Source organism: Brevibacillus sp. M2.1A (assembly GCF_013284355.2).
In the GTDB taxonomy this organism is placed as follows: domain Bacteria; phylum Bacillota; class Bacilli; order Brevibacillales; family Brevibacillaceae; genus Brevibacillus.
Genome location: NZ_JABSUY020000001.1, coordinates 244,187 through 262,040 on the forward strand (window position 1 = coordinate 244,187; position 17,854 = coordinate 262,040).

Below are 17,854 nucleotides of genomic sequence, written 5' to 3' on the forward strand. Positions count from 1 at the left end.
CTTCTACATTCTGCATAATCATCCTTTCTCCTCTCCTCTTCGACACATTACGCAAAAGAAAAAGCCCACATTCCGACAAACGTTCAGAATGCAGGCCCTCTGTTATTTCCCGAAAATTTTCCCCGGATTCAAAATACCGTTTGGGTCCAGCACTTGCTTCATGGCTTGCATGACGTCGAGTGCTTCTCCGTGTTCCTTGCGCTGGTATTTGATTTTCCCCACACCCACACCATGTTCGCCTGTGCAGGTTCCTCCCCGACTCAATGCGTACTCCACCAGATGGGCATTTACTTCCTCGGCACGCGCCACTTCTTCGGGGTCATTCAGGTCGATCATCAGGATAGCGTGATAGTTCCCATCCCCGACATGCCCTGCAATCGCTCCATCCAGCCCAGCGCGATCAATGGCTTGCCGGGCGTCCACAACAGCTCCTGCCAGCTCGGAAATCGGCAAGCAAACATCTGTTACCATCAGCTTTTTCCCGGGGGATTTGTGCAGGAAGGCATACGCCAGGTTATGACGAGCGTCCCAGAGCTGCGTCCGCGCCTTCGAATCTGTTTCAAAAAGAAACTGCGTGCAGCCATGTCCATCGGCGATGCTCTTCGCAAAGTCGATATCATACGCGAGCCCTTGTTCACTGCCATGGAACTCGATAAACAGCGTCGGTGCTTCCGGGTAGCTCGTTTCCTTGTACAGATTCACTTGTTGGATGGAACGTTCATCAACCAACTCGATTCGCGCCACTTGAATACCCGCACCGAGAATATCTACGACGGTATCGACAGCATCCTGAACAGAAGGGAAGCTGGCACGCGCTGCCGTTGTCGCCTCAGGGATGCCGTAAACACGCAAGGTCAGCTCTGTGAATACACCAAGCGTTCCCTCCGACCCGACAAACAGCCCCGTAAGATGGTAGCCTGAGGAGGATTTGGCTGTCATGCTCCCTGTACGGATGATACGTCCGTCCGCCGTCACCACTTCCAGATCGCGCACCTGATCACGCATCACACCATAGCGAACAGAGGTTGTTCCACTGGCGTTTGTGGCAGCCATCCCACCCAAAGTCGCGTCTGCGCCAGGATCGACGGAGAAAAACAATCCGTGCTTTTTCAATTCTTTATTGAGCTGAGTGCGCGTGACACCGGGCTGGACTCTCACGAGAAAATCCTTCGGTCGCACCTCCCGCACTTGGTTCATCAAGGAAAAATCCATGCTGATTCCGCCCGCATATGGAATCGCGTGGCCTTCCAGACTGCTCCCCATGCCAAACGGCGTTACCGCAATGCGCTTTTCATTGGCCAGCTTCATGATTTGACTGACTTCCTCGGCCGTCTGCGGAAACACGACTACATCCGGAAGATGCGGGGTATGATACGATTCATCATGGCTGTGGTGCTCCAGTACAGTGGGGTTGGTCGATACTCGTTCTTCCCCCAGTAATCCCACTAACGCTTGCTTGTAATCCACGTTGGTTCCCCCTCCGTTACTTGCTCAAGTTAACAAGGAATAAGCTAATTTCAGGAATATAGGTGATGAGCATCAAATCGACGATCATGATGACCAAAAACGGGATCACCGCTCGCTCAATCTCCGTATTCTGGAGTTTCGCAATATTTCCTGCTACCAACAAATTGATCCCAACCGGCGGCGTCAGCATACCGATGGCGGAGTTGACGACCATGATCACCCCAAATAGCACCGGATCAATGCCCAAAGAATTCGTGATCGGCAAAAGGATCGGGGTCAGGAGAATGATCGTAACCGCCGTTTCCATAAACGTCCCCAAAATGAGCAGCAAGATGTTAATTATGAGCAACGTAATGATCGTGCTGTCGGTAATCCCCAGCATGAATTGCGCAATTTCCTGCGGGATGTTTTCCCTCGTCATCAGATAGCCAAACGCATTGGCGGTCGCGATAATAAGCATGATGACCGCTGTCATGCTGGCAGAGCCCGCGAATATTTCCCCCAAGTCCCTCCACTTGATCTCCCGGTAGACGAAAAGCCCGACAACCAGACCGTATATCACGGCTACCACTGCCGCTTCTGTCGGAGTAAAAATGGCTCCGTATATACCACCAAGAATAATAATCGGCATGAGAATCGCCAAAATGGCGTCCTTGAATGCCTCCCATATCTCTTTGGGTGTATGCTTCTCTCCGCCACCCCAGCCATTTTTCTTACTGATCCAATACGAGTACAGAATTAGTGAGATCGCTACGAGAATACCTGGCCCGATCCCTGCAATAAATAAGTCGCTAATCGAGGCACTCGCTGCTACCCCGTATAAAACCATCGGCACGCTCGGAGGAATCATGACACCGATTGTTCCCCCTGTTGCATGCAAGGCCGCAGAAAACCGGATATTATACCCTTTTTTGACCATGTGCGGGATCAAAATTCCCCCTACGGCTGCCGTTGTTGCGGCAGAAGAACCCGATATCGCTGCAAAAAAAGTACACCCCATCACCGCCACGATTGCCAATCCTCCAGGCAGGTTCCCGACAATCGTATTCGCAAAACGGATCAGCCTTGCCGAGATTCCGCCTGTTTCCATCAGCTTTCCTGCCAAGAGAAAGAACGGAATCGCCATCAATGGGAAGGAATCTGTCCCGTTGAACATTTTTTGAATGACAACCAGAAGAGGAATGTTCCCCTCCAGCATAAACACCACAACGACAGATAACCCCAGTGCCACCCCAATTGGTACATTCAGGATCAGGAGCACCAACAGTGTTACAAACAAAATCGTACCCACAATCTGGTCACTCCTTCCCGGTAATGTCTTTCCATGTCACATGGATCACGTTCATGATGAGTAAGGCACCGCTGATCGGAATCACCATGTATACATAGCCCATGGGAACGAGCAGAGTGGGTGAGGTTTGTGTCATGCTTCTCGCAGATAACAAGTAGCCTTGCTGAACCGTGACAAGAAAGAAGACCAGACTACACAAAGCGGCAATAACCAGCACCACCTTGTTCATCCGAGGCGACAAGTACTTTTGAATGTATTCCGTACCGATGTGTGCTTTGATCGACATCGCGTACGCTGATCCCAGAAACGTGATCCAAATCAGCAAATACCGAGCCAATTCCTCCGTCCAGGCCAAGGGCTGGTCGAGCAAAAAACGGAAAAGCACCTGCAGAAAGACAGCGATCACCATAATAGCCAGCAGGGCAATAATGAAAAAACGAAGGATGCTGTTTATTTTGAAAACAAGGTTGCCCACACACAATCTCCTTTCGCAGGAAAAAGGGGAGAAAAGCCAGAGTGGCTCGTCTCCCTTCTGCCGTTTATTTTGTATTTACAATTTGATCCACCAGCTCTTTGCCGAACTGCCCGGAAAACTTGTCATAGACAGGCTTCATTGCATCGCGGAAAGCTTGCTTATCCACATCCTCGGTAATGACTACACCTTTTCCTTTAATAGTGGAAATGGCCTCTTCTTCCATCTTGATCATCAACTCACGCTCGTACTGTCCCGCTTTTTTGGCTTCCTCGGCAAGAAGTTGCTGGACATCTGCCGGGAGCTTATCCCATACAGGCTTGCTGAACAAGATCATTGCCGCTGAGTAAACATGCCCGGTCAAGGCCATTTGCGTTTGCTTGGATTCATACAACTTGTAGGTCTGCGCGACAATCGCCGGATTTTCCTGGGCATCGACGACTCCTTGTTGCAGCGCTGTCAGCGCCTCTGTCCAAGCCATCGGAGTCGGCTTCGCTCCCAATGCTTCGAATGCAGCCAGATGAATCGGGTTTTCCTGCGTGCGTATCTTCAACCCTGCCACGTCCTCCGGCTTCTTGATCACCTTCGAGCCGTTAGTAATATGGCGGAAGCCGTTTTCAGCCCATGCCAGCCCGACCAGATTGGCGTTTTCCAAATCCTTGAGCAGGTCTTGTCCGACTTGTCCGTCGAGTACCTTGTAAGCCTGCTCACGGCTCTCAAACAAGAACGGAAGATCCAGTACGCCCAGCTTTGGATGGAAGTTCATCACAGGCGCAGTCGAGGTAATCGACATATCCGCCGTTCCAAAGGTCAGCGCCTCTGTCAATTCACGCTCCGCTCCTAGCTGGCTCAGCGGATACACCTCGATTTTCACTTTTCCGTTCGAGCGCTTGTCGACATCCTCGGCCATTTTTTTCAATGCCAAATGGTATGGATGATCCTCCGTAAGTGAATGCCCTGCTTTGAATACATAGCTTTGGCCGTCACTTTTCGGTGCTTCTGTCCCCCCGGCTTGTCCCGCAGGTGGAGCAGTCTGTTGACCGCCGCCTCCTCCACACGCCGCCAGAAATAAAGACACAGACATGATGCTCGCTAGCACGAAGCTCCCCTTCTTCCGAAACATGCGATAGTACCCCCTGTTAATTCTTTTGTTTAGATCCCTCTTCCACCGTCTACATTCATGACCTCGCCCGTGACAATTTTGGATAGATCAGAAGCCAAATAGAGAGCCGCCTGCGCGATATCCTCCGGCTGAATCAACATGCCTAACGGAACACTGCTGATGAAAATATCTTTTTTCCCGGCTTCTACTTCCGCTTCATCTCCATTGATAAACTTACCCAGCATTGGCGTCTCTGCCGGCCCTGGATTGATGACATTGACCCGGATTTGAAAAGGAGCAAGCTCAATCGCCAGTGCCTTGCTCAACATGATAGCGGCCCCCTTGGACGCGCAGTACGCATTCAGTCCCGGACGGGCGCGAATTCCGGCAATCGAAGCGATGTTGATGATGCTGCCTTTCCCCTTCTCCTTCATGTGAGGAACTGCATGTCTTGTCGTCAAAAAGATCGACTTGGTGTTCACAGACATGATGCGATCCCACTGTTCCAAGGTCAGCTCCTCAATGGGGGTAAACGCTTGGGGGACACCCGCGCAGTTGACCAGGACATCAATCGAGCCGTACACTTCGAGCGTTTCCTTCACGAGAGCAACGACACTCGTATCGTCTGCCACATCCGTTTGCACCGCATGACCTTTCCCTTGTGGCAGCTCTTGAGCGACTGCTATTGCCGCTTCTTTGTTCAAATCAGCCAGGATGACGTTAGCTCCCTCGGCCGCAAAAAGCATCGCAATGGCCTTGCCCATTCCTGACGCGGCCCCTGTTACAATCGCCGTTTTTCCCTGCAAAAGGTGACCGCTCATAGGTTGATCACCACCATCCGCTCTTCCGTCATCTCTTCGACTGCGTAACGCGGACCTTCTTTGCCCAGTCCGCTGTTTTTGACTCCGCCGTACGGCATGACGTCATTGCGGTAGGTCGATACGTCGTTGATCACCACGCCACCGTACTCCAGCACGCGTGCCGCTTTCATCGCGACGTTCAAATCACGGGTAAAAATCCCCGCCTGCAAGCCGTACTCCGAATCGTTGGCTTGTGTAAAAGCATCTTCAAGATCACTGTACGGAATGATCGTGACGACGGGCGCGAACACTTCCCGGCAAACCACCTTCATCTCTGGCCTTGTATCCACCAACACAGCCGGATAGAAGAGAGCTCCCTCCCGTTTGACAGGCAAGAGCGATCTGGCCCCTTGGCTAATCGCTTCCTGTACCCATTCCTCTGTACGGCTCGCCTCTTTTTCACTGATCATCGGTCCGACATCCGTCTCCGGGTCTTCCGGGTTCCCTACCTTCAACTGATGAACATGCGAGATATACAAGTCGCTGAACGCCTGCATAACCGATTCATGCACGTAAATGCGCTGAACAGCAATGCACGCCTGGCCAGCATTGTGAAAGCTGCGGGCGGCTGTTTGACGGGCTGCCAGCTCCAAATCTGCATCGAGGTGCACGATATTGGGAGAGTTGTTGCCGAGCTCCAGCGCAACGGGACGCATGCCACTTCGCTCCTTGATGCGGCGACCGACTTCTCCTGACCCGGTAAAGGTGTACATGGCGATGCGCTCTTCATCCAGCAGCCATTCCCCTACCTGACTGCCTGCCCCTGTCACGATATTCACATAGCCTTTTGGCAGGCCCGCTTCCTCCAGGATCTCCACCAACAAAAAGGTTGCGATAGGCGTGACTGTAGCTGGCTTAACGACCAGCGTATTTCCTGCGGCTAGCGCTGGCGCGATCTTGTGCGTGCTGAGCAGCAAGGGATAGTTAAACGGCGTAATAGCACCGATTACTCCCTTTGGCACCCGAATGGTAAAGCCCAGCCGGTTTTCCGAGCCTTCCGTTGCTTGCAGCGGAATCATTTCCCCGTGAATCTTCTTGGCTTCCTCTGCTGACAAGCGCAGTGTATTGATCGTCCGATCCAGCTCATTCATCGCGTCCTTGCGTGTTTTGCCCACTTCGCGAATCAAGGATCGCTCCATCTCGTCCCGGCGTTCCTCCATGAGCTCAGAGGCTTTCAGCAAGATTTTGTATCGTTGAAAAGGAGTCAATTTGTCCGTCTTAAACGTCTCCCACGCCGCTTCCACCGCTTCTGTTACATGCTGCCGACAAGCCTTGGCAATACGCGCGATGCACTCGCCCGTGTATTTGTGAAGGACGGGAATGTAGCTCTCGGTTTTCACCCATTCTCCACCGATGTACAAATCATACGATCTCGCTTCCATGTCCTCTTCCTCCCTTTTATTTATCTTGTTGTTTGATAGATGTGGCGAACGATTTCGTCTCCCAATTCTTTTGTGGTCGCCGTCCCCCCAAGATCAGGAGTGAGCACTTTGCCATCTTGCAACACGTCTTCGATAGCGTTCATGATGACAGCACTGAGCTCTGGCAGATCGAGATGATCCATCATCATAGCGAGGCTCCATACTTGTGCGATCGGATTGGCGATTCCTCTCCCCGCGATATCTGGCGCAGAGCCGTGAATGGGCTCAAACATGGATGGATATTTACGCTCCGGATTGATGTTCGCAGAAGGAGCCAAGCCCAAACCTCCAACGATTGCCGCCCCGAGATCAGTCAAAATGTCACCAAACAAGTTGCTCGCGACTACGACGTCAAACGTTTCTGGTCGCGTGATGAAATAGGCAGCGAGTGCGTCGATATGATACAGATTGGTCTGGATGCCTGGGTATTCCTGACTGACTTCCTTGACGATCTCATCCCAAAACGGCATGGAATGGTTGATCCCATTGGACTTCGTTGCCGCAGTCACGCTCTTTTTCGAACGTTTCTCCGCCAGTGCGTAAGCGTACTTGAGGATGCGCTCTGTGCCATACCGGGTAAATACGTTGTTTTGCACCGCCATTTCGTACGGTGTACCCTGATGCATCCGCCCGCCCATATTGGAGTACTCACCCTCTGTGTTCTCCCGCACCACGACGAAATCGAGATCGGCATGCCCCTTATAGCGAAGGGGGCTTTCCAGACCTTTGAGCAGCTTGACCGGGCGAAGGTTCACATACTGCTGGAATGCCCGGCGAATCGGCAAGATCAGCTCCCACACAGAGACGTGATCAGGAACCTCGGGGGCACCTATTGCACCAAGCAGAATCAAATCATAGTCTTTTAAAAGATGGAGTCCATTCTCCGGCATCATTTTGCCGTGTTGGAGATAGTAGCTACAGTTCCAATCCATGACATCACGAGCAAACCGAATGCCACCGTGACTTTCTTCTATAGCTCCCAACACCTTCAGGCCTTCTTCCATGACTTCGGGACCGATTCCGTCTCCTGGAATTACTGCAATGGAATAGTGTAGCAACGGTCTCCCTCCTAAAAATCTAAATTTTTCGACTTTATACAACGCTATCTCCTTGCATGATTAATGCCAAGCTCCGTATCATACCCCTGAGCGGATAAAAGTCTATCATCCGTTCCTCTCCATGCATCACTCGTCTGGTGACATTGCAAAACGAGCGCAACAAAATGTTGCAACACGCATTGCAACATCTGTTCACGCCAAGCTATACCGTTTCATCCCTTATGACTATTCCTGATTAATCGGTGCCCCAATCTGGTATTCTTCTATTTTGCGATACAAGGTATTGCGTCCGATTTGCAGCATTTTGGCCGCTTTGCTTACATTACCGCCACTTTTCTCGAGCGCCTTTTTGATCGCTTTTCTCTCTGTTTCTCGCAACGAAGGAATGTCATGATCCGCAGACTCAGACGTATCGGCTTCCATCAATCCCTCCAACTGGATGTGATCGCAATCAATGGTGTTCCCCTCTGCCAAAAACACCGCTTGAATCAGCACGCCTTGCAGTTCCCGGATATTGCCCGGCCACGAATAAGCACACAGCTTGTCCTTTGCCTCCGTGGTCAGTATGTACGCTTGTTCTGTGTCGATCTGCTGCAATAGATGCTCCGCCACCTGGATGATATCACTGCGCTTTTTCAGTGACGGCAAATGAATGGTGACCCCTTTGAGCCGGTAGTACAAATCAGCCCGAAAACGTCCCGCCTTGATCTCCTCTGACAGGTTTCGATGCGTAGCGGCAATGATCCGCGCATAAATCGGGCGGGATTGATTGCTCCCCACCGGAGTGACGACCTTTTCCTGCAAAACGCGCAGCAGTGCCGCTTGCGCACGCAAAGACATATCCCCGATCTCATCCAAAAAGATCGTGCCTTTTTTCGCCGCTTCAAACTTTCCGATTCTTCCTTCTCGATGTGCCCCTGTGAATGACCCGCTTTCATATCCAAACAATTCACTCTCGACCAAATTTTCTGGAATTGAACTGCAGTTCACTGCGATAAAAGGCTCAAGCGCACGCGGCCCTGTCTCATGGACCATTTTAGCGAACAGCTCTTTTCCCGTACCGCTTTCCCCTAAAATGATCACAGGAAAATCTACCTGAGCCGCCTTTTGTCCGAGCATCTTTGCCTGCAAGAAGAGCGGGCATGAACCAGCTAGACGCGGAAACGGCTTTAGCTGGACTTTGGGTGCCGCAGACCAAAAACGCGGGCGATGATCTTTTACATGACGGCCAGCACGCTCTTGCTCGGCACTTACCCCAGTTCCCAAGGCTTCCTTTCCGAGCTGCTGCTGCGCGGCCCCATTTAAGCCCACGATACGCTCGTCCCGATCCAAGCCGACGAGTGCCAGCTTCCCTCGACCATCTCCTGAGCTTGATGACGTTGGTAAGGCAATCACGTGCTCCGCATCTGCTAACAAAAAGCGGTTTTGCAGAGCCTCTGCGATCATGCAAGCAATAGTTAGGGCAAACGGGTGGGAATATTCTTTACGCGTACTAATGTCAATGATGCCCAATAGCTCACCTGCAGGTGAAAAAATAGGTGCCGCTGAGCATGCAAGAAAGCGATTTTCCAAAAAGTAATGCTGCTCTCCCTGTATCTGAATCGGCTGTTGCGCGATCAGTGCTGTCCCAATCGCGTTGGTTCCTTTGTAGTCTTCTGTCCAGTTCGCTCCGATTTGCAGCTGTACTTTTTGTGCCTGATTGGCGAAGACCGGGTCCCCGATCGTTTGAATAATATTTCCTTCCCGGTCAGACAGGAGTGCGATGTGCTCTGTCGATAACAAAAAGGGAGCGAGCTTGTTAAAAAGCGGGAGACTTTCACGAATCAGAGGGTGATTATCTTGAATGATTTCTTTGATTCGTCGGGCAGAAATGATTTGATCATTGGCCTTCTCCGTAACCTTGAGGTTCGATTCCTGACAGCGCTTCCAAGATTGCTGAACAATCGTCGACAACACGATTCCCTCCCCCAAAAATCATTCCCCCTCAGTATAACATGAGAGTCTTTGCTGTAGAAAAAACCAGTCGAACCACGAGCACATTTGTCCGACTGGCTGCTATTTATCTGAACTTCCGCGAATAGAAAAATTCCGTAATTGGCGCCACAATGAACGTCAAACCGACGACGACTGCCAAAGGAATATTTTGAATGTCATTAAGTGCAGTAACCCCTTCCGACAGGAACAGGACCGCAGCAGACAGCACCATAAGCGCATAGTATCCGATTCTCGCACTTTGCGTCTTGATATGCTTGTCCAATTCGTCACTTTCACTGTATTTCCCGCCCTCGTAGTCTCCCCAGGTGATCGAGTTCAACAAGTACGACAGTGCAATGCAACCGAAAATGATTGTGCTTACATCCAGCATCTCATAACGAACCCACCGATAGCCTCCGTGCCCTGCAATCGCCAACAATAGGATGGATGAAACAATCACGTTGAACTTTTTCATAGCTTCTCTCACTCCTCACTGTATGGTTGAAACAGCTCGTCAATGGTTACCCCTAAATTGCCCGCCAAATCAAAAGCCAATTGCAGGCTCGGGTCGTATTTGTTGTTCTCGATCGCATTGATCGTCTGTCTGCTAACCTTGCACAGCTCAGCCAGCCTGCCTTGCGAGATGTTCCCTTTTTCTCGAAATTCCTTTATTCGATTTTTCACGGAGTTGTTCACCTTCCATTTACAGGTGGGTGTAAAAAACCTTTTACACCCAAACTATAGAGCAAGACAACGAGACATGTCAAACATGTTTTACACCCCTAGCCGTCATCGGTCATTTTCCGACAGATATCCACTCCTTTGTCCCAATACGGAACACAACATGATCCATTATGGAACAATTTCTATCCTCATCTACTCAAGAAAACGCTGTCATTTCGAGCTTTTTCACGTTGGTACGAGACTTGCTTTTAGAGAGGACTGTAAAGAAATATGTGATAAATGAGGAGGCGCTCGCAATGATCTATGCTCAGCCCGGCCAAGCCGGCTCCAAGGTGACTTTCAAAAATCGTTATGAAAACTACATCGGGGGTAATTGGGTTCCGCCAGTAAAAGGTGAGTATTTCGAAAACGTATCACCTGTAACAGGCAAGGTTTTTTGCGAGGTAGCCCGCTCGACAGCCGAAGATATTGAGCTGGCACTGGACGCTGCCCATGAAGCAAAAGACGCGTGGGGCCGTACCTCTGTTGCACAACGCGCGAATATTTTGTTAAAAATCGCGGATCGGATGGAAGCAAATCTGGAGATGCTGGCAAACGCAGAGACGTGGGAAAACGGCAAGCCCGTTCGTGAAACACTCGCGGCCGACATCCCGCTGGCGATTGACCATTTCCGTTACTTCGCCGGAGCAATCCGCGCTCAAGAAAGTACACTCGCCGAAATCGATAACGATACGGTCGCTTATCATTTCCATGAGCCACTCGGTGTCGTTGGTCAAATTATTCCTTGGAATTTCCCGCTCCTCATGGCTACTTGGAAGCTGGCTCCAGCCTTGGCAGCGGGCAACTGCGTCGTCCTCAAGCCAGCGGAGCAAACACCTGCTTCCATCTTGGTGCTGATGGAGCTGGTCGGCGACCTGCTCCCTCCTGGTGTCGTCAACGTCGTGAACGGCTTCGGTCTGGAAGCGGGTAAACCTCTCGCTTCAAGCAATCGCATCGCAAAAATCGCCTTTACGGGTGAAACGACGACAGGTCGCTTGATCATGCAATACGCTTCCCAAAATATTATTCCGGTGACGCTGGAGCTGGGCGGAAAATCGCCAAACATCTTCTTCCCGGATGTGGCTGCAAAAGACGATGCCTTCTTTAACAAAGCCATTGAAGGATTCGTACTGTTTGCGCTCAACCAGGGCGAGGTTTGCACATGCCCATCCCGCGCGCTCATCCACGAAAGCATCTACGACCAATTTATGGAGCGTGCCCTGCAACGCGTAGCCAATATCAAGCAAGGAAATCCGCTCGATACAGATACGATGATCGGCGCGCAAGCTTCTTTGGAGCAGGTAGAAAAAATCCTCTCCTACCTGGATATCGGCAAACAAGAAGGAGCCGAATGCCTGATTGGAGGATCTCGTGCACAGCTTGCAGGTGAACTCGAGGGCGGCTACTACATCCAGCCAACTGTCTTTAAAGGCCACAACAAGATGCGTATCTTCCAGGAAGAAATCTTCGGTCCGGTCGTCTCCGTAACGACCTTCAAGGATACAGAAGAAGCGCTCGCCATGGCAAATGATACGCTGTATGGCTTGGGTGCTGGTGTATGGACACGCGACACGAACACAGCCTACCGCATGGGCCGCGAAATTCAGGCTGGTCGCGTTTGGACCAACTGCTACCACGCTTACCCGGCTCACGCAGCGTTTGGCGGCTACAAAATGTCCGGTATCGGCCGCGAGACACACAAAATGATGCTGTCTCACTACCAACAAACGAAAAACCTGCTTGTCAGCTACAGCGATCAAGCTCTGGGCTTCTTTTGATCAATGAGCCAGCCAGAAAAAGTGCTCGCGACAGATGCTGCACTGGCATTGATTGAACGGCTTCGCACCAAACACGGTGACCTGATGTTTCACCAATCAGGGGGCTGCTGCGATGGCAGCTCTCCCATGTGTTATCCGCTCGGAGAATTTCTCGTGGGTGAGCAGGACATCCTGTTAGGCGAGATCGGTGGCTGCCCGTTCTACATGGGCAAAGCGCAGTATGAGTATTGGAAGCACACGCAGCTCATCATTGACGTCGTGAATGGGCGTGGCGGAATGTTTTCGCTGGAAGGGCCGGAGGGAGTACGCTTCCTCACTCGATCACGGGTATTTCCAGACACGGAACCGGAATAAAAGGAAGACCGCTCCTGCCTTTATACGGCGGGAACGGTCTTTTTTTGCTTGGATTGCTATCTGGATTTTTTGCGAGAAGTACGATTTGCAGGAGCAGCGCTTGTCCTTTTGCCTGGTTTTGCATTTGGACGGGCGGAACTGCGTTGTGCAGATACTGGCTTCTTGCCAGAGCCGCTAGACTTGCGATCAAATCCACTTGTTGCACGGTTTCCTTCCTTCGGCTTACGTCCAGTACCACCTGCTGCTCGGTTACCGTCCTTCGGTTTGCGCTCGAATCCTCCTGCTGCACGGTTACCGTCCTTCGGCTTGCGATCAGAACCGCCTGCTGCACGGTCACGTTCCTTTGGCTTACGATCAAAACCGCCTGCCGCACGGTCACGTTCCTTCGGCTTGCGATCAAAACCGCCGCTCTTTTGTTGACGCCCTTCCCCATCTCTTCGGCGTTCCCCAGAGCCTTGCTGTCTTCGCTCAGCTGGCTTCCCTTTGTCTTTGCCTCTACCTTGCTTGTCCCCGCGACGCTCTTCCTTCCCGGATCGATCAGACTCAGGCCTTTGCTGTCGTGTCTGTTTCTTTTGATCACCCGATTCCCCGCGATCCATTTCACGCCGCTCCAGAGACAGATTGATCCCTTCTTCAATCTCCCTGAGCTGCCCCCAATCCTTCGCCGCTACCAAGGTAAAAGCGGTCCCCTTTTCCTTGGCTCGCCCCGTTCTGCCAATCCGGTGGATATAGCTGTCAACATCTTCCGGAATGTCATAATTGAAAACATGTGTGACACCCTCTACATCCAGCCCTCGCGCTGCCACATCCGTTGCAACCAAGTACTGAATCCTGGCCTCGCGGAATCGCTTCATGACATCTTCGCGCTTCGCCTGTGACAAGTCGCCGTGCAACTCATCAGACATATAATCGAGACCTTGCAGCGCAGCATTCAACTTACTCGCTCTACGCTTCGTTCGACAAAAGATCACCGCCAGAAACGGTCGTTGTTCATCTAACAGTCTGCACAGAGTATCTTGCTTCGCACGGTCTGTCGTTTCTACTACAATTTGACGAATATCCTCCAACGTAATACGCTTGCCCTGCACCTGGATATTTTCCGGCTTTTTCATCAAGCGCTTCGCAAGAGATTGCACCTGTTCCGACATCGTTGCTGAAAACAGCATCGTCTGCTTATCGAAAGGCGTCTTCGCCATAATATCTTCTACCTCTGGCAAAAAGCCCATGTGGAGCATTTGATCCGCCTCATCCAGGACAAACATCGACACCTGTGATAAATCGATTGTCCCTCTCCGCAGATGATCCAGTAAACGCCCTGGCGTAGCGATGACCACTTGTATTTTTCCTGCCAGCTTTCTCAGCTGTTGATTGACATCTTGTCCACCATACACAGCAAGCACATGGATATCATCCAGCATCGCTACGAGCTTCTTCACCTCTGCCGTGATTTGCAGAGCAAGCTCCCGCGTAGGCGTCAAAATCAATGCCTGTACATGCGTTGCTTCCGGATCAACCTTTTCCAAGATCGGCAAAATAAAGGCAAGCGTCTTTCCCGTTCCCGTCTGTGCTTGCGCGATTACATCTTTTCCTTCCAGCACAACAGGAATTGCTTTTTCCTGAATCGATGTAGGCTCAGTAATCCCGTTTGCTTGCAGAGCATCTATCAGTTCCTTATGTATTCCTAATCTCCAAAAATCAGCCAGTTTCGCCATCTCCATTCATAAATCAATCCGTTATTATTTCGTACATACTGCCATGCCGATAAAGTACCGTACGCCATCGCGGGGTGTTTTTTCAAACGTAACGCCTCTCTGATAGTACATATCCACGTCAGAATAGTGTACAAACAGCTCGGCGAACTCTTCCGGCGTCAACTGATGAACATGAAAGGGCTCACTCGTCTCTTTGCCCCGCCCTCTGCCAAATGGACTGGACAGCACGAGCGTGCCACCTGGTTTCAGCATCCGATACAAGTTATCCATAAACAGCAAATCGTCTGCGACATGCTCAATGGTCTCAAAGCTCAAAATCGTATCAAACAACCCTAATTGCTCGGGAAGAGCCGGATCAAGAGCGTCACCCTGCTGATACGTAATCTTTTGATGGTTGTATTCCCGATTGGCATAAAATATCGTCGCCTCATCATTGTCGACAGCGATCAGTTCTGTCAGCTCTCGTTTTCGATCCTTTGCGATCATATGACATCCGTAGCCGGTACCGCAAGCGATATCCAGCACTCGACCTTTAACATAAGGCGCGGCAAAATAATATCTGGCTATATGCTCCAGCAGCATGCCATTCGTAGGTTTTAACAGCTTGGGGATGATTCTCTCCCCTGTCCATTCCAGCAAAGCAATCACCAATTTTCTCGTATTCTTCCTCACATCTTACCTTATTTATCGGCTTGATCCTATTAGCTAGCATTTCCTGAACGCTGTTTATTAAGAAATTTGTAAGACATTTCATTACTGTTTTGTTAGAGCTGGGCGTTAAGATAATACCATGAATGCATTCATAAGGTGGGACGAATCATGACCAAATATCAAGTCCTCGTAGTCGACGACGAGGCTGAAATCCGCGACGCAATCGAAATCTATCTCAAAAATGAATCCATGACCGTATTCAAGGCTAGCAATGGACTGGAAGCGTTGGAAATACTGGAGAATGAAGAAATCCAACTCATCCTGATGGACATCATGATGCCAAAAATGGACGGAATGACCGCCACCTTTCAAATTCGCCAGAAAAAAAACATCCCGATCATCATGCTGTCTGCCAAGTCAGAGGATACCGATAAAATTCTCGGGCTCAACATCGGTGCCGATGACTATGTGACGAAGCCTTTTAATCCCTTGGAGCTCATCGCCAGGGTCAAATCTCAGTTAAGACGTTTTACCAATCTGGGAAGCGCTCAAATGACAGAGGATGAGATTCAGGTACGCGGCTTGACCTTGAACAAAAGCACAAAAAATGTAGCCATTGATGGCAACGAGGTCCGGCTGACTGCTACTGAGTACAAAATCTTGGAGCTGTTAATGGAAAACAAAGGCCGGGTGTTTTCAATCGAAGAAATTTATGAACGGGTCTGGAGAGAGCCTTATATGAACGCGGAAAACACAGTGGCTGTCCACGTGAGACGCATTCGGGAAAAAATAGAGATCAACCCGAAGGAACCTAAATATTTGAAGGTGGTATGGGGAATTGGATACAAAATCGAAAAATAAACGCTTTGCGGTACCCGTGCTACTTGTTTTGATCGTGAGTATTTCGCTCGCGCTCCTGACGATGGCCGACCTGTATCATAACGCGAGAATCTCCAAGAGGATAATTACTTTCAAAGCTCAGGCTTCAATCGTGAATTAGAGACATTTGCCGAGCTGGTGAAAAAGGTTCATGTAGATTATGCAGACTTCACGCCAGGAAAGCTGGACGAGAAGACAGCGAATCAGCTCAAAAAAGAGCATGAGGAAACCCTCCGGTCGATTAAGGAAGATAACCATCTCTTAGATTCGATAAAACAGGCAAAAAGTGAGGGTGACAACGAGAGAGTCGCCCAATTAACCGAAGAATATTCACAACGCTTGCAAGAAGACATTGCAAAAGCAACGTCGTATTATCAGGAGCAGGTGAACAACAGAATCGCCGAAAGAGATACCGAGTACGAGGAACAAAAAAACAGCCTCACCTTGCGAAGCGGCTCCTTCAAATACTACGTCACCGATAAAAAGAACAACAAAGTTTACACCAATCTCGCGCAAGAACCTACAGATTGGGAACTGGCCCGATATGCGCGCTATACAATCAACCTCCCTAATACGAACGGGGATTTGGAAAGCATCAATCGCACTTATCAATTGAGTCAACTAAGCGGTATCTTTTATGTCCCAAAAGAACCAGACGGATATAGTCAGGTCCACGCAGATGCCCTTTACTATGATTCCATTCGGGAGCGGCTTATTGGCGAGTTTGTCTTGCTTACGGTTACTCTCCTTATCATTGCTTTTAGCTTTTTATACTTGCGAACAGGCAAACCGGCGGAAGTGCCGATTGTCACAAAAAGCATGGCTCTGTTCCGCCTTATCCCGCTGGATATTCGGATGGGTATGTTGTTCGTACTTGGAATTGCGTACTTCATTATGTTGGTGAACCTGCGCTTTTTCTTCTTGCCGATTGATGGTGAGCATATCTTTACCCTTGCGTTCGTATCCTTGTTCACCGCTTACCTGCTTTTACAATTGCTGGAGGCGCGGCTTATGTACAAAGAACCTGAGAGATTCTTGCAACAGTGGCAAAAGAGTATCTTCGCCAGACAACGTGTCCTTCTGAAAGAAAGCTACGCCAATCGTGGCATGTTCTTCAAAGTATCCACGTTGTTCATCCTGACTGTTATGTTTGGAATGAGTATCGGTTTCGGATTCGTCGCCCTAATCGAAAGGTCTGGTGGCTTACTGTTTTTCAGCTTTTTGTATGGCATGTTTTACATGATCGTGGTTTTCCCATACTCGCTTAGACGCTTGGGACTGATGAACCGCATCATGCAAGGTGCCTCCGAAATGGCTGGAGGCAATCTGAACACTACGATCCAGAAGGTAAAGAAAGGGAAGTTATCTGATCTCGCGCACTCTCTCAACAACATCACAAAGGGACTCAAGCACGCGATGGAAGAGCAGATGAAGAGCGAGCGCATGAAATCCGAATTGATCACCAATGTTTCTCATGATTTAAAAACACCGCTGACGTCAATTATCAACTACGTTACCCTGCTCAAGCAGGAAGATTTGACACCTGAGGAACGCAAGAGCTACGTCGATATCTTGGATCGCAAAGCAGATCGACTGCGCGTCCTCATCGATGACCTGTTTGACGCAGCTAAAATGTCCAGCGGTGCGGTGGAACTGAATATCGAGCCAGTGAATGTAGCCTCCCTGCTCAACCAATCCATCGCAGAATTCAGTGATAAAATCGAGCAATCGACGCTCACTTTCCGCGTAACGACGGAACAGCCGAAGATCATCGCACCTCTGGATGGCAAGAAAACATGGCGTGTATTCGAGAATCTGATCGGCAACGCCCTGAAGTATTCCATGCCGAATACACGTGTCCTGATCCATTTGGCAGAGACACAGGACGAGGTTATCCTGACGTTCAAAAATGTCTCCGCCTACGAAATCGACTTTGACGCACAGGAACTGTTTGAACGGTTCAAGCGCGCTGATCAATCCCGTCATACCGAAGGCTCTGGTCTCGGCTTAGCTATCGCAAAAAGTATCGTAGAGTTGCAAGGCGGCAGGCTGTCTATCGATATTGATGGCGATTACTTCAAAGTCACGGTCGTATTCCGCAAGCACGCGTAA

General features: G+C 50.2%; 16 protein-coding genes. 4 read left to right on the plus strand and 12 right to left on the minus strand.

The features are described 5' to 3' along the window. Positions 1 to 102: 102 nt before the first annotated feature. From HP567_RS01105 to HP567_RS01150, 10 genes are all read right to left on the minus strand, one after another. On the minus strand, positions 103 to 1,467 hold the full coding sequence (locus tag HP567_RS01105) for an FAD-binding oxidoreductase (RefSeq protein WP_173610316.1): 1,365 nt from the start codon (positions 1,465 to 1,467) through the stop codon (positions 103 to 105). Positions 1,468 to 1,483: 16 nt separating this feature from the next. Continuing rightward, entirely contained in the window at positions 1,484 to 2,758 is a 1,275-nt protein-coding gene (locus HP567_RS01110) for a TRAP transporter large permease (RefSeq protein ID WP_173610315.1), read from the minus strand. Between the two features lie 7 nt (positions 2,759 to 2,765). Next, the gene (locus HP567_RS01115) at positions 2,766 to 3,233 is read right to left on the minus strand and encodes a TRAP transporter small permease (RefSeq protein ID WP_173610314.1); all 468 of its coding nucleotides are present in this window, start codon (positions 3,231 to 3,233) and stop codon (positions 2,766 to 2,768) included. A 64-nt stretch (positions 3,234 to 3,297) separates the two neighbouring features. Then, complete coding sequence (locus tag HP567_RS01120; RefSeq protein WP_173610313.1) at positions 3,298 to 4,353, minus strand: TRAP transporter substrate-binding protein; 1,056 nt, start codon at positions 4,351 to 4,353, stop codon at positions 3,298 to 3,300. A 29-nt stretch (positions 4,354 to 4,382) separates the two neighbouring features. Then, positions 4,383 to 5,153: an SDR family oxidoreductase gene (locus tag HP567_RS01125; protein ID WP_173610312.1), complete on the minus strand. Its 771-nt coding sequence runs from the start codon at positions 5,151 to 5,153 to the stop codon at positions 4,383 to 4,385. Next, positions 5,150 to 6,574 carry an aldehyde dehydrogenase family protein gene (locus HP567_RS01130; protein WP_173610311.1) on the minus strand — a complete coding sequence of 475 codons (1,425 nt, stop codon included), beginning with the start codon at positions 6,572 to 6,574 and terminating at the stop codon, positions 5,150 to 5,152. The genes HP567_RS01125 and HP567_RS01130 overlap by 4 nt, the downstream gene beginning before the upstream one ends. Positions 6,575 to 6,594: 20 nt before the next feature. Continuing rightward, positions 6,595 to 7,671 (minus strand): tartrate dehydrogenase, encoded by a 1,077-nt coding sequence (locus tag HP567_RS01135; protein ID WP_173610310.1) that lies wholly within the window; start codon positions 7,669 to 7,671, stop codon positions 6,595 to 6,597. Positions 7,672 to 7,896: 225 nt separating this feature from the next. Continuing rightward, positions 7,897 to 9,624, minus strand: a complete 1,728-nt coding sequence (locus HP567_RS01140) for a sigma-54-dependent Fis family transcriptional regulator (RefSeq protein WP_173610497.1) — start codon at positions 9,622 to 9,624, stop codon at positions 7,897 to 7,899. Positions 9,625 to 9,730: 106 nt separating this feature from the next. Next, positions 9,731 to 10,120, minus strand: a complete 390-nt coding sequence (locus HP567_RS01145; protein ID WP_106779201.1) for a hypothetical protein — start codon at positions 10,118 to 10,120, stop codon at positions 9,731 to 9,733. Between the two features lie 8 nt (positions 10,121 to 10,128). Next, positions 10,129 to 10,329, minus strand: coding sequence for a helix-turn-helix transcriptional regulator (locus HP567_RS01150; RefSeq protein WP_173610309.1), 201 nt, complete (start codon positions 10,327 to 10,329; stop codon positions 10,129 to 10,131). A 296-nt stretch (positions 10,330 to 10,625) separates the two neighbouring features. On the opposite strand from HP567_RS01150, the gene adh reads away from it, so the two are divergent. Both adh and HP567_RS01160 read left to right on the plus strand, forming a co-directional pair. Beyond that, positions 10,626 to 12,146 carry an aldehyde dehydrogenase gene (adh, locus tag HP567_RS01155; RefSeq protein ID WP_106779198.1) on the plus strand — a complete coding sequence of 507 codons (1,521 nt, stop codon included), beginning with the start codon at positions 10,626 to 10,628 and terminating at the stop codon, positions 12,144 to 12,146. Between the two features lie 3 nt (positions 12,147 to 12,149). Continuing rightward, positions 12,150 to 12,500 (plus strand): DUF779 domain-containing protein, encoded by a 351-nt coding sequence (locus HP567_RS01160; RefSeq protein ID WP_173610308.1) that lies wholly within the window; start codon positions 12,150 to 12,152, stop codon positions 12,498 to 12,500. A 56-nt stretch (positions 12,501 to 12,556) separates the two neighbouring features. Here the strand turns inward: HP567_RS01160 and HP567_RS01165 are convergent, their stop codons facing one another. Both HP567_RS01165 and HP567_RS01170 read right to left on the minus strand, forming a co-directional pair. Next, positions 12,557 to 14,218: a DEAD/DEAH box helicase gene (locus HP567_RS01165; protein ID WP_173610307.1), complete on the minus strand. Its 1,662-nt coding sequence runs from the start codon at positions 14,216 to 14,218 to the stop codon at positions 12,557 to 12,559. Positions 14,219 to 14,236: 18 nt separating this feature from the next. Then, on the minus strand, positions 14,237 to 14,863 hold the full coding sequence (locus tag HP567_RS01170; protein WP_229087827.1) for a class I SAM-dependent methyltransferase: 627 nt from the start codon (positions 14,861 to 14,863) through the stop codon (positions 14,237 to 14,239). Between the two features lie 168 nt (positions 14,864 to 15,031). Between HP567_RS01170 and HP567_RS01175 the strand changes: the two genes are divergently transcribed. Both HP567_RS01175 and HP567_RS01180 read left to right on the plus strand, forming a co-directional pair. Next, positions 15,032 to 15,724 (plus strand): response regulator transcription factor, encoded by a 693-nt coding sequence (locus HP567_RS01175; RefSeq protein ID WP_173610306.1) that lies wholly within the window; start codon positions 15,032 to 15,034, stop codon positions 15,722 to 15,724. A gap of 156 nt (positions 15,725 to 15,880) precedes the next feature. Continuing rightward, positions 15,881 to 17,854: a sensor histidine kinase gene (locus tag HP567_RS01180; RefSeq protein ID WP_229087835.1), complete on the plus strand. Its 1,974-nt coding sequence runs from the start codon at positions 15,881 to 15,883 to the stop codon at positions 17,852 to 17,854.